Genomic DNA, 15,731 nt, shown 5'->3' with positions numbered 1-15,731 from the left:
GAGGCGCTCATGCTTGTCGAAGGCATCAAGAGCCGACCGGTTTACCGTGGTCTCGCAATCCAGCCGCATGCTCGTCGGCACCTCTTCGTTCTCGAAGGGGAGGGCGCCAACGCCCTTCTCGATCACGAGCCCGCGCTTGACGACACGATCCTGTCGCGCAGCGAAATCCTCTATGTCGCGCGCGGCTCACAGGGCAAGGGTCATGACGACACCCTGCGCGGGCTCGGCGCCGACATGTTCTTCACCGCGCCGACCATTGCAACGCTGCTCTTTCGTCTGAAAGGGTCGCTTGCATCAGCCCATATGGGGACGCGTCTTTATATTGCCGGCACGGAAGGCTTCATCGGCCAGGCGATGATGGTGGCGCTCGACTACGGCATGGACCACGCCTCGATCATCTCGGAGCATCGCGGCTCGCTGGCGCGCCGCGTCCAATGCGTCCACTGCAAGGGCATCACCGAGGATGTCACCCATAGTCCGTTCAGCTGCAGCCATTGCGGGCTTCCGCTTCTGGTGCGCGATCACTATTCGCGCCGCCTCGGCGCTTTCCAGGGCGTCAATATCGACGCGGAAGAGCCCGGCAGCGCGCCCGATCCAGAGGAGTTGTTCCTATGAGCGGTGGTACGGAAATCCCGGTCCGCGTTGCGAAGGTCACTCCCATTGCCGAGCGCATCAAACGCTTCCGCTTCGAGCGTCTCGACGGCAAGCCGATGCCTTATTTCTCCGGCGGCGCCCATGTGATCGTTTCGATGAATGACGAAGGGCATATGCGCCGCAATGCCTATTCGCTGATGTCGCCGCCGCATGATTGCTCGGCCTATGAGATCAGCGTGCTGCGCGTCGAGGATTCGCGTGGCGGTTCGGCCTTTATGCATGAGAAAGTGCGCGAAGGTGACCAACTCAAAGTCAGCTATCCCGTCAATCTCTTTCAGCCGGATTGGCGCGGCCGCAAGCACCTACTCATCGCCGGCGGCATCGGCATCACGCCCTTCATTGCAATGATGCAGCAGTTTACCCGCGAGGGCGCCAATTTCGAGCTGCATTATGCCGTACGCTCGCTGGATCGCGGCGCTTATTGCCGCGAGCTGGTCGAGCAATACGGGGCGCAGCGGGTGAAGATCTATTGCGATGCCGACCGTAATTTCATCCCCGTCGCCCGCCTTCTCGAAAGCCAACCGCTCGGCACGCATCTCTATGTCTGCGGCCCGTCGGGCATGATCGACGGTGTGCTGAAAACGGGCATCGAGGCCGGTTGGCCAGAGCAGAACCTGCACTCCGAGCGCTTTCTATCCTCGCAGCCGGGCAAGCCTTTCTCGATCGAGCTGACACGCTCCGGCAAGACTGTGCATGTCGGCCATCACGAGAGCATGCTGGAGGCGATCGAAGCCGCCGGCGTCGACGCGCCATTTCTCTGTCGCGGCGGCGCCTGCGGACAATGCGAGACTAGCGTTGCCGCCTGCGACGGCAAGCTTCTGCACAATGACGTCTATCTGACCGACGAAGAAAAGGCTTCCGGCCGAAAGGTGATGATCTGCGTTTCCCGTTTCGAGGGAAGCGCACTGCATCTCGACCTTTAGGCATCCCGCCGATACCCAGGAGAACGGACATGGCAATCGCTTTCAAGCACGAAACGTTCCGGGACGATTTCAGCTATCGCAACAGTCCGGAAAACATCCGGCGCTTTCCGTTCCCCTTCGATCGAGACGAATACATGTATTCCGTCAATATGGAACCGCATGTGAAGGGGCAGAAGAACACCGTCTACGAAAGCCTGATCGACGTCGACGAGCATTATGTCGCCGAGATGCGCGACCGGGCGCTGGTATTAAAGGAAGATCCGCTGCGCTATCAGGCGCTGCCGCACATGATGTCCGCGCAATGGGATACGCTGGAATTGCTGATGGAAGAGCAGGCAGCCGGCTATCCCGAGCACTTCACGCTCACCAAGAACGGCGATCAATGGCGCTGGATCAACCGGCCGCTCGGTATCGATGACACCTTTACCTTCGGCGATGCATCGACGCTGCCCTATGAACCCTTCGAATACATCACCCGCCAGGCGCAGGGCGATTTTTGCATCGTAGACCAGCGCGACGGCAATCTCTGGATGGATGCCGGCATGGTGACGACCCAGGCCGATTGGTCGCTCGACTTCGACATCGGCATGAATTTCATGGAATGGCACGGCCCGGTGCCGCTCGCACACCAGATCGGCGTCTTCGACCGTGCGTTGAAGTTCCTGTTGAACCTGCAGCAGGGCAAGCCGACGCGCCGCTTCAACTGGACGATGACGATCAATCCACGTCTCGACACCAGCCCTGAGAACTATCCGAAGTGGGGTCCCGACCGCACCACGGTGACGCCTGACAATGTCGGCGAGAAGGTGCATTTGCGCGTGGAATTGCAGAGCCTGTGGCGCCTGCCGCGCTCGAACGCCATCCTCTTCGTTATCCGCTGCTATCTGATGAACATGGACGAGCTGGTGACCGTGCCGAAATGGGCGCGCCGCTTTCCGCGCGTGCTGCGCACCCTGCCGCCGGAGCTCATTGACTATAAGGGCCTGACGCGTTTCCGCGAGATGACGATCGACTGGCTTTCAAAATATGATGACGGGGCAGCAACCAGCGCCGGCACCTTCCCGGATTGACGCCAACGACGCGCCAAGACGACCGCATGCGATAAGAATTTCGATACAATCGAGAAGGGGAATGCTTCATGACAAGAGTTGCCGTTATCGGTGCCGGGCCCTCGGGACTGGCTCAGTTGCGGGCCTTCCAATCGGCAGCGCAGAAGGGCGCCGAGATTCCGGAAGTGGTCTGCTACGAGAAGCAGTCCGATTGGGGCGGGCTTTGGAACTACACCTGGCGCACCGGCCTCGACGAATATGGCGAGCCTGTCCACGGCAGCATGTATCGATACCTCTGGTCGAACGGACCGAAAGAATGCCTTGAATTTGCTGACTATTCATTCGAGGAGCATTTTGGCAAGCCGATCGCATCCTATCCGCCACGCGCCGTGCTTTGGGATTATATCAAGGGTCGTGTCGACAAGGCTGATGTGCGCAAGTGGGTTCGTTTCAGCACGCCGGTGCGCATGGTGCGCTTCGACGAGGAAACGAAGAAATTCACCGTGACGGCGCATGACCGCGCCCAGGACCGCATGTATGATGAGGAGTTCGACTATGTCGTGGTCGCCAGCGGCCACTTCTCGACGCCGAACGTTCCCTATTTCGAAGGGGTGAAAACCTTCAATGGCCGCGTCCTGCACGCCCATGATTTCCGCGACGCACTGGAATTCAAGGGTAAGGACGTCTTGCTCGTCGGCCGCAGCTATTCGGCCGAAGATATCGGTTCGCAATGCTGGAAGTACGGCGCGAAATCGGTGACGACCAGCTATCGCTCCAAGCCAATGGGCTTCAAATGGCCATCGAATTTCGAAGAGCGGCCGCTGCTCACCCGGCTGGAAAACAAGACAGCGCACTTCCTCGACGGCTCATCCAAGGAAGTCGATGCGCTGATCCTCTGCACCGGCTACCAGCATCATTTTCCATTCCTGCCGGACGAGCTTCGGCTGAAAACCGCAAACCGGCTGTGGGCCGATCATCTCTACAAGGGCGTAGTCTTCGACGGCAATCCGCAGCTCTTCTACATCGGCATGCAGGACCAGTTCTACACCTTCAACATGTTCGACGTGCAAGCCTGGTGGGCACGCGATGTCATGATGGGCCGCATCAAGCTGCCGCCGGAAGAGGAGTTGCAGGCCAACTTCGACAAGTGGCGCGCCCGCGAGGAAACGCTTGAAGATGCCGAGCAGATGATCTGGTACCAGGGCGACTATGTGAAGGAACTGCTCGCCGAGACCGACTATCCAAGCTTCGATATCGAAGGCACGAACAAGACCTTCATGGAATGGGAGCACCACAAAGCCGAGAACATCATGGGCTTCCGTGACCATGCCTATCGCTCTCTGATGACCGGTAATATGTCGCCGAAACATCATACGCCATGGGTCGAAGCGCTTGATGACTCGATGGAAGAATATCTGCGCAACTGATGTGGCGCACATTTTTGCGTAAGCCGGCAGGGGAGGCTGAAGCCGATCCCTGCCGGCTCTGTTTGAGTTGAGACGAAGCAATTTGATCAGCAACTTTTTCTTCGGATACCGCCTTCATGGATTTTCAAAGCAGCGTACTGAGCCGCATGAGCGGCTTTCTCTATCGTTGTCGTGCTGACGAGAATTATACGATGCTAGAGATGACCGACGGCGTCGAACGCATCTTCGGTTATCCTGTCGATGAGATCGTCGGCAATCGCACGCGCACCTTCACCTCCATTATGTTCGAGGAGGATGTTCCACTCATGGACGAGGTTGTCGGCAGGGCGCTGGAGAGCCGTACCGACTGGACGATGGAATATCGCATCCGCCATCGCGACGGCCATCTCGTCTGGGTGACGGAGACGGGCGGCGGCGTCTGGGACGAGACAGGAGAATTGCTCTATCTCGAGGGCAGCATCATCAACATCGAGTCGCTCTACCAGCGCATCGACGAACAGACCTCGGGCATGCGGGTCACGGCCTCCAAGACCAACGAAATCCTGCAGTCGCTGCGTTACCTGAAACTGCTCGCAGTCAATGCCGGCATCGAGGCCGCAAGAGCCGGAACAGCAGGGTCGGGCTTTGCAGTGCTGGCGGCAGAAATGCGCACGCTTGCCAATTCTTCCGAAGAGGCGGCACGGGCGATCTCCAATGCGCAGCGCAAGGCAGATTAGGCGGTTCTTCCGCAATTTCGGTGCAACTCAACTTCCAATAATGCATGAGTAAAGGAGTCTGGTCGCAGCTCCCCGGCAGAGCCGGGTTGCTTTGCGATAACCTTCAAGGAGGACGGGCGGAGGTGGCTCATGGTTCGAAAATCACGGCCACGCCCAGTCGACGCGGTCGGACGCTACTTATGATGACCTGAAACACCTGGCATGCTCTTCGCCTGCTCCAGACCCGCCTGCTGGGGAGTAAGTTCGTCCGCCAACGCGACCCATAGGCACTGCAGGGTTCCACTGCCATTCAGGTTCTGAATGTAGGTTGCATTGCCATTGGCGGCATAGGAATTTGTATGTCCTGTTTGAAGATGGACATTTTGCCAATTGTTGACGTTGACTATCGTCAGATTGTACGTCGATGCATTTGGACCACGGTTATAGACGTGCAAAATTCCGGGTACTCTCCCCAGCGAATATATATGCCCATCTGGTGGTATATTGACGACTGCCATTTTCAGCTCCTCCTGTTGAATATCGTATCCATGTCCTGCGCGAAGGAGCCCAGTGTCCTCCTCGCCTGAAGACAGCCGCATAATGAAGGTCGCTGCCTCAACGATATGTGCGGAACCTCACAGACAGAACGGAATATCACTGCGCGAAAACTGCGACATGCGGCGCGATAAGCTTATTTGCGCTGGGAGTCGCTTACCGTCCGTCGCCGTCGGTGAATGGGACGACAACACCTGGAGTGGGCGGCGTATGAGATCACACTCGCCCGCTAGCGATATGATGTCGAGCCAGATAATTGGCCACTAGCGTTGCCCTTAAGGTGCGAGAGCCGGAAAGACTCTAGGAGCGAGGCCGCGTCTTCTGCGGATCGTAGTGAGACAGCGGCACTATTACGGCCGGAAGCCGCTTCTGATGGCCGTCGAGCTTACCGATCTCGACTTTGGTGCCGACACCGGCATGCAGGACATCGACACGGGCAAGCGCAATCGTCTTGCCGAGGATCGGCGATCGGGTCGCGCTGGTGATCACGCCGACCTGGGCGCGGCCGATATGGATGCAGTCGCCATGCCCCACCGCTTCATTGGCCTCGATATCGAGCCCGACCATCAGATGACGCGGGTTTTCCTTTCGTCGGATCAGCGCCTCACGGCCGATGAAATCATCCTGCTTGGACTTCAACGGCACGGTGAAGCCGATACCGGCCTCGAAAGGATCGGTCTGATCGGTGAATTCATGATGGGCGAAGATCAGGCCCGCCTCGATTCGCACCATGTCGAGCGCCTCCAGACCCATGGGCTTCAAGCCATAGGGCTCGCCGGCTTTCCAGACGGCATCAAAGACGGTTGCTGCATCCTTCGGGTGACAGAAGATTTCATAGCCGAGTTCGCCGGTATAGCCGGTACGGGAGACAACGACTGGTGCGCCTTCGAAATGGCCGATGCGGCCCACTGCAAAACGGAACCATTCGAGTTCGCCGATGGTCGGCTGGCGCGGCGCCGTCCAGATGATCTCCTTCAGAATATCGCGGCTTTTCGGACCTTGCAGCGCGATATTGTGCATCTGATCCGTGGACGAGCGGACCCAGGCTTTGAAGCCTTTCTTCTCCGCCTGCTCGCGCAACCAGATACCGCTGTAGTCATCGCCGCCGATCCAGCGGAAATTCTTGTCGCCGAGGCGGAAGAGCGTCCCATCGTCGATCATGCCGCCATTTTCGTAGCACATGGCGGAATAGACGACCTGGCCGGTCGACAGCTTGCGGACATCGCGGGTCAGGCAATATTGCAGCAGCTCTTCCGCATCCGGTCCCGTCACCTCGAATTTGCGCAGCGGCGAGAGGTCGATGACCACGGCCCTTTCGCGGCAGGCCCAATATTCCTCGACCGGTCCCTCCGAAGAGAAGCGGTTCGGCAGCCAGAAGCCGCGATATTCGGTGTAGTCCCGCGTCAATGCGGAGAGGCGGGGGTGGAATGCGGTTTCCCGCGTGAGTTCGGCGTCAGCGTCAGGGGTCATGCGATAGGCTACCGCTCTTGTGAATTTCTCTTTGCCGGAAAAGGTGCGGACATGAATGTCGGTCGGGTCCCAGCCATTGGCCGCGTCGATATCGTCGGGACAAGATGAGGAGACGCAGACAAGATCGGTCAACGCCCGCATCAGCACATAGTCACCCGGCCGCGACCAGGGTTCGTCGAGATAGAGCTGATTATTGTGGTCGATATTGGTGTTGTAGAAGTAGTTCAGCGCTTCCCAGCCCTTGCGCGCGGGGACGCCGTAGGGTGCGAGCGCCGCATTGAAATTGTCCGTGCAATTCACATGGCCCGGATAGCCCATATCGTCGTAATAGCGCGAATTGCAGGCCGTGGCGAAAGCGTCGTGGCGGCCGACCGTGTCCTGGACGATTTCCACCAGCGGCTCGAAATCCCGATCGAAGGCCTTGGAGGGCAGGCCGGGTGTCGGATAGCTGCGGCTGAGCAGGGTGCGCGTGACGGTGGAATCAAGCGCGAGATCGAGCCCCTTGTCCACCTTGCGGGCAGAGAATGCCTGAAAGTCGGTGCATTGCCGGCCGTAGACATCGATGATCTGGATGAATTCGCCGGCACGCACGAAATAGGCCGAGGCCGTGGCCGCCTTGATGCGGATATCCTCGATGGGGTCGGCTAGCGGTTCGGGCAGGGCGGAAGCATAGTCGCGGATGATCGCGGTGCGGCGTATCCGGACTTCTATCGGTGTCGCCGTATCCTGTGCTTCCGGCGACATGGCCGCGCCCGGAGCGCAGGCAATCAACAGGCCCTTGAGAGCAATGGTGAATTCAGCCGCGCTGCCGGGCGATGAAGTTTCGCCGAAGATTCTGAGAGCGCCGGCCGAGGCGAGATCGGCGCCGCGTCGTTGCAGCGCGGTGCGCACACGCGACGCGCTCTCCTCATCGGAGGACAGAATGGACTTCAGTCCTTCCGCGGTACAAGTGAAGGCGGTTCCCAATCCGGCGGATTGAAACCGGCCTTTCTCATCGAGAAAGGAGAGTTCGCAAGCCTGGCCGCCTTCGCTGTCAGTGAGCGTGACCTTGTCACCCGCCTCGACACGCAAAACGAGCGTTCCGCCGCCCTTGCAGCGATAGCGTTCCGTATCGTGCGGCAATGTAGGGATGCCCGGATAACGGACAATACTCGCCGAAACAGGCCGCACTCCGGCGATCGACGGATGGAGTTCTCGCATATGGCCCTCTCGGGAAAACGAGGTGCGTCAAGGCACCGGATTCATGCTGACAAAATGCCGTGGGAAAGTAAAGTGATGTTGACTAAAAAGAAAATATCTTCACTATGCATAAAGGGCTTGCCACTGGAAATCCGCGCATAGACGCGGCTCGCGAAAACCTCCAGCAAGCCTGAAATGCCATGGGAGGCACGTTCAGGGAGACGTACGAGAGATACGTCCGGAACAAAGATGGGGAATTTCACCAATGACAGATGTTGTGGAGGCCGGCGTTTCCGCCGGCACGGAAGGTAAGCTTATACGCGCGCTCGATTGGAAGGGCGCGTTCTGGGTGGCTGCGGGCGTGCCGCCGCTTGTTCTATTCTCCATCGGCGGTATCGCCGGTACGACAGGCAAGCTCGCCTTCGTCGTCTGGATCATCTCGATGATCATGGGGTTTCTGCAGTCGTTCACCTACGCTGAAATCGCCGGCATGTTTGCCAACAAGTCGGGCGGCGCCTCGGTTTACGGTGCGACCGCCTGGTTACGCTATTCGAAGTTCATCGCGCCGCTTTCGGTCTGGTGCAACTGGTTTGCCTGGTCGCCGGTGCTATCGCTCGGCTGCGCCATCGCTGCCGGCTATATCCTTAATGCCTTCTACCCGATTCCCGCCGCGGATTCGCAGGCCGTGCTCAGCTGGATCAGCGCGCATGCAACGTCCATTGCGGCCGATAGCCCCCGGGTTGCCGAATATATCGCGGCTCACGCCGGCACATCGCCGCAAGATGCCGTGACCGCATTGCTCAGTGCCGATGGCGTGGCGGCACTAACACCCGCTATCCGCAACTGGTCCGTCATCAGCTTCACCATTCCCTTCCTCGCGACCGCCAACATCAATGCCACCTTCTTCATCGGCGGTATCCTGATGCTGATCATCTTCGCGATCCAGCATCGCGGTATCTCCGAGACGGCGAGCGTGCAGAAATGGCTGGCGATTATCGTTCTCGTGCCGTTGCTCATCATCGGTCTCTATCCGATCGTCAGCGGCCAGATCATCGCCTCCAACGTTACCGGCCTTGTACCGCCCACCGCGGCCTATGCAGGAACGGATGGCACCTGGAGCAATGGTGGCTGGACGCTCTTCCTCGGCGGCCTCTATATCGCGGCATGGTCGACCTACGGCTTCGAAACCGCAGTTTGCTATACCCGTGAGCTCAAAAATCCGAAGACGGATACGTTCAAGGCGATCTTCTATTCCGGCCTTGCCTGCTGCGTCTTCTTCTTCCTCGTGCCCTTCGCGTTCCAGGGCGTGCTTGGACATGCCGGCATGCTGGCACCCGGCATTGTCGACGGCACCGGAGTCGCAGAAGCGCTGGGAGGCCTGATCGGTGCCGGCCGCATCGTCACACAGTTGCTCGTCATATTGATGATCATGGCGCTATTCCTTGCGATCATGACCGCCATGGCCGGCTCTTCGCGCACCCTCTACCAGGGCTCGAAGGACGGCTGGCTGCCAAAATATCTCGACCATGTGAACGAGAACGGCGCGCCCACCAGGGCGATGTGGACGGACTTCGCCTTCAACCTCTGCCTGCTCGCAATCGCTTCGGACACCAGCGGCTATTTCTTCGTACTCGCCGTTTCCAATGTCGGATACATCATCTTCAACTTCCTGAACCTCAATTCGGGATGGATCCACCGCATGGATTCCGGTCATGTCGAGCGCCCCTGGAAAGCGCCCACCTGGCTCATCGGCCTCAACACCATCCTCGCCTTCGTCAATGCGCTTTTCCTCGGTGCCGGTGCCAAGGTCTGGGGCTATGCGAATGCGCTCTGGATCGGTTTTGCCTTCGCCGCATTGATCCTGCCCGTCTTCGCCTACAGGCATTATGTACGCGACGGCGGCAAGTTCCCGGCAGGCGCCATGGATGATCTCGGTCTTGTCGGTCAGGATCTCGGCGTGAAGAAAGCCGGAATTCTGCCCTATGTTGCTCTGCTGGGTGGCCTCGCCATCGTGCTGATCGGCAACTGGGCTTTCCAATTGCCGGCCTAAAGAAGCCCAGGCATGTGAAACGACAATCCCCGCCGCGGCGCTGCCGGGCGGGGATTGTTTTTATGGTGTGCGGAAAGAGGCGGGCTTACCATGCCCCTCCAAGAGCATGATCAACAGCCCTGGCTCTGGCCGGAAGTTGATCATAGGCAGCCAGATCTGGCTCGGCAAAGGCCGCTAGGCCAAGCGAGCCCAGGATATCGCGTCCGCTAGGATCCTGATGCATGCTCAAAAGCGCGCCCTTCAGCGCCGTGATCATTTCGGCAGGCTGCCCTCTGGCCGCAACGAGAAGCGGGAAGGGCGCAGGCCTTGTCGTTCCGACCACACGCAGCGGCGCGATCATCTCCGGTTCATGCATCTCCATCAGCTGACAGGCATAGGCGTCGATAGCGCCGACATCGATCGCACCTGTACGGATCGCCTCGACCACGCCGCGTGGATTGAGGAGGGGGCCGACGGTCTTGCGCACCGAACGACCGTTGGCAAGCTCGGCAGCGAACTCCCGCGGGGCATTATAGCCAGACTGCGAATCCCGCACGGTCCAGCCCCAGCGCACCATCGAAAGATCGGCCGCAGCAAGTGGCCTGTCGTGGGCAGCCACGATATGGCTTGCATAGACTGGCTGTCCGCTTGCCCAGTCCGCGAGGGATACGGGTGCAGCCAACGGCACCGGACGCTCATCGGCTGCCAACCCAGAAAACGGAAAGCCGCACATGAAGACGGCGCCCATGTCCGGCCGCGCCCATAGCTCCGAAAGCGGCGCGGGCGCCGCATGGGGAATGACCTCGAGATCGACACCCGATTGGCCGGAAAGCCAATGAAAGAGGCGATCCCAATGCCCCGATATTTTCGGGCTGAGATTGTACATTCGTGAGCAGGCGATGGCGGGCGTCGTCATGGCGGTCATGCGAAACGAAGACGTTGGCCGATATTCATCCGCTTTGCCTTCTCCACCATGGCAGCGCCCAACGCCACGTCCGTGGTACTGAGCCCGCGATGCCAGAAGAGGATGGTCTCACCGTCGCTTTCGCGGCCGGGCTTGGCGCCGCAGACGATCTGGCCGATCTCGGCATGCAGCGTTTCAGCCGTCACCTTGCCTTCATCCACATGGCGGCGCAGCGCGCCGAACGGCCGGCCGGGACCGCACTGACCCCAATCGTCAACCACGACCTTGTCCATGATGTCGGTGAGATCGAACTCGAGCGCACTCATCGTGCCATAGGGAACGACGAAGGCACCTTTCTTGACCCAGGCGGTCTTGAACAGCGGCGTCGGCTCCGGCAGACGGCTGGCCTCGATCATGATATCCGCACCCTTGAGGCAGTCTTCCCAATTGTCGGTGACGATGATCTTCTTGCCGAGGTCCTTCTCCAGCCGTGCGGCGAAGGCATCGCGGCTTTCCGGGCGGCGCGAATGTACGCGGATTTCGTCGAAATCGAAAATGTGGTCGAGCAAGCGGACATTCCAATAGGACGTGCCGCGCGCGCCGATATGGCCGAGTATCTTGCTGTCCTTGCGGGCAAGATGGCGGGCGCCGATGGCGGTGACGGCGCCGGTGCGCATGTCGGTGATGGCAGTCGCGTCGACAATTGCCTTCGGTACGCCGGTGTGGGGATCAAACAGGTTGAGCACGGCGAGTTCCGAGGGCAGACCCTGCTTGTAGTTGTCGACGAAATCGCCAACCACTTTGACGCCGGCATAATCCAATGGTTTCACATAACCGCGCAACACATTGAAATGCCCCTTGTCCGAGCTTTCTGGCACAAGATGGACGCGAGGCTCGATCACCGTCTCGCCACGTCCCTGGGCATCGAGCGCCTTGGTCACCGCGTCGAGAATTTCATCGTTTGAAAGTGCCAATGCCTTCGCATCAAGGGCATTCAGATAGTCGATCCAGATTTCCTGCATTGCCATTCTCCAGGCCTGTCCCGGCTGAGCCGGTTTCTCGTTGGGTGCAGGCCACATGCGGCCTGCCGGAAAGTATTCAGTCGAATACGGCGATGGGCTCTCGGCCCAGCCGTCCCCGATCTCGTCATGAATGATGGTTGGGCTCGCTGCTCCAGGAAGTGTTCCCTATGAATTCCGATAGTCTCTGGAAATCCGCCCCTTGGGCACGGTCCTCCTCGAGCGGCTGTACGAGGGCGCGAACCCGCCGATAGGCCTGCTCCGTACCCGTGCCAAGCTCGCCCTGCACGCCGCGAAGCTCAACGGCCTGCGCCGATGCGACGAGTTCGATGGCAACGAGATAGCGCAGCCGCTCAATGATCGCCTCGGTCTTCGTTAGAACGCTCGGCGCCATCGATGCCTGATCCTCGATACCATCGGCAACGGGAATGGGCGTGAGCGAGATCGGCGCCGCGAAATGCCGTATCTCGGCTTCGAGTGCCGAGACGGTTTTTTGCACCGTCGCAAAGCCACTTCGGCTCTGGCCAAGTGGCGTGAGAAACCGCGGCAGTTCGGACATGGCAGCCGACATGATCTTCATGGTGCGATAGGCGGTCGCCGCCGCGCAATGCGCCAGCGCCTGGCCGAGGCGTTCCCAGGCCAGCACGAATGCCGTCATGTCGAAATTGCCGTGCGAGAGAATGAGGCCTTCATCGGCGAGCACGACGGGATTGTCGCCGGAGCTGGCGATTTCGATCTCTGTTATCGCCCGCGCCTCGGCCATCGCGTGGTAGAGGGCGCCCCAGACCTGTGGCGTGCAACGGTAACTCAGTGGGTCCTGCAATCGCCGGGCTGCTCCCTCGGCCAACAGCGAGCTTCCGGAAAGCAGGTCACGGAGCCTGCTTGCGGCGTCGCCCTGGCCGAAGGCCGGTCTTGCCGCCAATGCGCGGTCGTCAAAAGCGGATACGTTGGCGCGGAAGGCCTCGAAATTCAGCGCGATTGCCGCGAGCGACCAGTCGAACAGCCGCTCGACATCTTCCAGACAAAGACAGGCCTTGCCGACCGACAGGCTGTTTGCCACCACAAGAACGTGGCCGTCCTTCGGCCCGATCGGCAGCGGCTTCAAACCTGCCTTTTCAAGCGCGTCTGCCGCCGCCGTCACAGCGCCGCCCACTTCGGCCTCGCCATCCCCCAGCAAAGCTCGCCCCATATGCGCAAGCGGTGCAAGATCGGCGGCGCCGATCGACCCGAGTGACGGTACGACAGGATGAAAGCCGGCATTCAGCGCCGCCACCAAACCTGAGAATACCGGCAGCGACACGCCGGAACCGCCAGCTGCCATGCCGGCGACACGCGCCGCCATCATCGCCCGCACAACGTCGCGCGGCAGCGCTGCACCGACGCCGACCGCGCGCGCCTGCGGGACACGCATCTGAAACGCGACCAGATCGTCCGAACCAAGCTTGGTGTCGACACCTGCGCCCAGCGCAGTCGTCAAACCATAGACTGGCTTGTCATCGGCCAAATAGCGTTCCACGACAGCGCGGGCAGCGACGATCTTTCCTTCGACTTCCGGTGAAATCTCGATCCGGGCGTGGCGTCGGGCGATCGCGGCGATATCGCTCACCGTTGGGGCTGCTCCAGTGAAGGATACAATGTTGCCCGCCTTGCTCATTCCTGCTTGCCTCCAAGACACGCGATCGCTTTGCCGCAATCTTCGCCGCTGCGTTCTTCCAGCCGATCTCTGCCGCCAGAATAGGTAGGCATCACGCATATCACGGCACAGGGGCTGCAACAGTCATATCGATTGAAGAACACTGCTATCTCATTACGGCGAAATCGCCCGAGTAGAGAAAAAGCCAAGCAGACCCTGCCGCCCCTTCCCGGGACCTAAACGCAAAAAAAGCGGCGATAGCCATGATCCGCTATCGCCGCTTTATTTTGAGCAAACCTTTGATCGTCGCCGGTGTCAGCCACCAATCATGAGCTTGACGACTTCCTCATGATTGGTGTCGGCGATGTTTCGCTCGCCGGCAACGATGCCGCGCCGGAGGACGACGATGCGATCCGAGACTGCGAAAATATCCTGCAGATTGTGCGAGATGAAGATGACCCCGCGCCCCTGTGCCTTCAACGACTTGATCAGGGCCACGACCTTGCGCTGCTCGGGCACACCGAGCGCCGCCGTCGGCTCGTCCATGACCAGGATGCGGGCATTCCAATAGACGGCACGGCCGATGGCGACGGCCTGACGCTGGCCGCCCGAGAAGTTGCTGACCGGAGCGTCGAGCCTCTTCACATGGAAGTCGAGCTCCGCCATCGTCTTGCGCGCCGCTTCCGCCATCGCCTTACGATCGAGAACCGGCAGGAAGCCGAACAGCTTCTTCATCGGCTCGCGACCCAGGAAGATATTGGCGCCGATGGTCAGGTTGTCGGCGAGAGCAAGGTCCTGATAGATCGTCTCTATTCCCTTTTCGCGCGCATCCTGTGGCGAAGAAAAGGTTACGGGCTTGCCTTCGATCAGGATTTCGCCCGATGTCGGCGGGTAGACACCGGAAATCGCCTTGATCATCGTGGTCTTGCCGGCGCCGTTGTCACCGGCGAGGGCGACGACTTCGCCGGGACGGACAACAAGCGAGCAATCGTCCAGCGCACGCACGGCACCGAAATAGCGCGAGAGATTACGGACTTCGAGGAGGGGAGTTGCGCTATTCATCCTGTTTCGCTCCGCTGAACCGGCGCTGCGCCTGGTCGATGAGCACCGAAATGATGATGACGACGCCGACGGCGATGAACTGCCAGAACGGCTCGACGTTCATGAAGACGAGGCCATATTGAATGACGGCGATGACAAGCGCTCCGGCGACAGTCCCGATGATCGTTCCTGAGCCGCCGAAGAGGCTCGCTCCGCCGATGACTACGGCGGCCACGCTATCGAGCAGCAGCGGTTCACCCGCCTGCGCCGCACCGGCAGTAAAGCGAGCGGCGTAGAGCGCGCCACCAAGGCCGGCGCAAACGGCAGACAGCATATAGAGCCGCAACAGGTGAGACTTGATGTCGATACCGGCGCGGCGCGCAGCCTGCGCATTGGCGCCGATCGCATAATTGTGCTGGCCGAAACGTGTCTGGCTCAAAAGATAATGCATGATCAACACGAAGACGAGCGTTACGATGACGAGATAGGGCACGCCAAAGAAGCGTCCGTTGCCAAGCTCGGCAAAATAGGAGTTCTTGACCGGCACCGTCGTGCCGCCGGCAAGCAGGAAGGCCGTTCCGCGGGCCACGCCGAACATGCCGAGCGTCCCGATGAACGGCGGAACCTTGAGGCGGGAGATCAAAAGACCATTGATGAATCCCGGCACGGCAGCAGCCAGCATGGCAACGAGGATGCCGAGCACCATCGCGATCGGAAGGGGCATGTAGAGACCGGAAATACTGGCGACATGCGCGGCGACAACGGCCGCAAGTCCCATGATGAAGCCGGTCGACAGGTCGATGCCACCTGAGATGATGACGAAGGTTTGCCCGACCGCCAGCAGCAACGGCGCCACCGCGAAGATTGCGACGGATTGCCAGTTGAAGCTCGATCCGACAAATGTGCCGCCGAAATCGATCTGCGCCCATATTTCGAAAGTCACGATCAGCGCGGCAAGGAAAAGCCAGGCGCGCAATTGCGCGACGCGGCCAAGGATGGTCTTTGCCTGATCGCCGTGGTCCGCCTGAGGCGCCACATGTTGATCCGCCTTGCGGACCTCTAGATTGTCAATTGTCATGATCGGTCCAAACTGGAGCCTGATGGCGCAACGAATGCGGCGCCGTTCGCTCTATCATCGTTGGAAGTGTGCCTC

The 15,731-nt window shown here is 60.0% G+C and carries 13 protein-coding genes; 6 read left to right on the top strand and 7 right to left on the bottom strand.

All coding sequences use genetic code 11. The annotated features are described in order from the left end of the window. The first annotated feature begins 9 nt into the window (after nt 1–9). The 5 genes from ACQZ6F_RS01025 (at nt 10) to ACQZ6F_RS01005 (ending at nt 4,769) form a co-directional block, all read left to right on the top strand. Nucleotides 10–615 carry a dimethylamine monooxygenase subunit DmmA family protein gene (locus ACQZ6F_RS01025; RefSeq protein ID WP_449095311.1) on the top strand — a complete coding sequence of 202 codons (606 nt, stop codon included), beginning with the start codon at nt 10–12 and terminating at the stop codon, nt 613–615. Continuing rightward, nucleotides 612–1,577 carry a PDR/VanB family oxidoreductase gene (locus tag ACQZ6F_RS01020; protein WP_077467101.1) on the top strand — a complete coding sequence of 322 codons (966 nt, stop codon included), beginning with the start codon at nt 612–614 and terminating at the stop codon, nt 1,575–1,577. The genes ACQZ6F_RS01025 and ACQZ6F_RS01020 overlap by 4 nt, the downstream gene beginning before the upstream one ends. Nucleotides 1,578–1,606: 29 nt before the next feature. Beyond that, entirely contained in the window at nt 1,607–2,647 is a 1,041-nt protein-coding gene (locus ACQZ6F_RS01015) for a heme-dependent oxidative N-demethylase family protein (RefSeq protein ID WP_449095312.1), read from the top strand. Between the two features lie 68 nt (nt 2,648–2,715). Next, nucleotides 2,716–4,053, top strand: coding sequence for an NAD(P)-binding domain-containing protein (locus ACQZ6F_RS01010; protein ID WP_449095313.1), 1,338 nt, complete (start codon nt 2,716–2,718; stop codon nt 4,051–4,053). Between the two features lie 116 nt (nt 4,054–4,169). Continuing rightward, on the top strand, nt 4,170–4,769 hold the full coding sequence (locus tag ACQZ6F_RS01005; protein ID WP_077467103.1) for a methyl-accepting chemotaxis protein: 600 nt from the start codon (nt 4,170–4,172) through the stop codon (nt 4,767–4,769). Between the two features lie 173 nt (nt 4,770–4,942). On the opposite strand, the gene ACQZ6F_RS01000 is transcribed toward ACQZ6F_RS01005, so the two are convergent. After that, a complete protein-coding gene (locus ACQZ6F_RS01000) occupies nt 4,943–5,266 on the bottom strand; it encodes a hypothetical protein (RefSeq protein WP_449095314.1) in 324 nt (107 codons plus the stop codon). A gap of 337 nt (nt 5,267–5,603) precedes the next feature. Continuing rightward, entirely contained in the window at nt 5,604–7,973 is a 2,370-nt protein-coding gene (locus ACQZ6F_RS00995) for a DUF1989 domain-containing protein (RefSeq protein WP_449095315.1), read from the bottom strand. 244 nt (nt 7,974–8,217) lie between these two features. Between ACQZ6F_RS00995 and ACQZ6F_RS00990 the strand changes: the two genes are divergently transcribed. Further along, nucleotides 8,218–10,002 (top strand): APC family permease, encoded by a 1,785-nt coding sequence (locus tag ACQZ6F_RS00990; protein WP_077467106.1) that lies wholly within the window; start codon nt 8,218–8,220, stop codon nt 10,000–10,002. Between the two features lie 85 nt (nt 10,003–10,087). Here the strand turns inward: ACQZ6F_RS00990 and ACQZ6F_RS00985 are convergent, their stop codons facing one another. From ACQZ6F_RS00985 to ACQZ6F_RS00965, 5 genes are all read right to left on the bottom strand, one after another. Next, complete coding sequence (locus ACQZ6F_RS00985; protein WP_449095316.1) at nt 10,088–10,897, bottom strand: phosphate/phosphite/phosphonate ABC transporter substrate-binding protein; 810 nt, start codon at nt 10,895–10,897, stop codon at nt 10,088–10,090. A 5-nt stretch (nt 10,898–10,902) separates the two neighbouring features. Then, nucleotides 10,903–11,907, bottom strand: a complete 1,005-nt coding sequence (locus ACQZ6F_RS00980) for an ornithine cyclodeaminase family protein (RefSeq protein ID WP_449095317.1) — start codon at nt 11,905–11,907, stop codon at nt 10,903–10,905. A gap of 124 nt (nt 11,908–12,031) precedes the next feature. Beyond that, the gene (locus ACQZ6F_RS00975; RefSeq protein WP_449095318.1) at nt 12,032–13,558 is read right to left on the bottom strand and encodes an HAL/PAL/TAL family ammonia-lyase; all 1,527 of its coding nucleotides are present in this window, start codon (nt 13,556–13,558) and stop codon (nt 12,032–12,034) included. Nucleotides 13,559–13,852: 294 nt separating this feature from the next. Next, entirely contained in the window at nt 13,853–14,599 is a 747-nt protein-coding gene (locus ACQZ6F_RS00970) for an ATP-binding cassette domain-containing protein (protein ID WP_068392439.1), read from the bottom strand. Next, the gene (locus ACQZ6F_RS00965; protein WP_449095319.1) at nt 14,592–15,656 is read right to left on the bottom strand and encodes an ABC transporter permease subunit; all 1,065 of its coding nucleotides are present in this window, start codon (nt 15,654–15,656) and stop codon (nt 14,592–14,594) included. The genes ACQZ6F_RS00970 and ACQZ6F_RS00965 overlap by 8 nt, the downstream gene beginning before the upstream one ends. Nucleotides 15,657–15,731 lie beyond the last annotated feature (75 nt).

The organism is Rhizobium sp. A22-96 (assembly GCF_053521805.1).
Note: the sequence above shows the minus strand (reverse complement) of the source record. Positions and strands in the feature narration are given on the sequence as shown.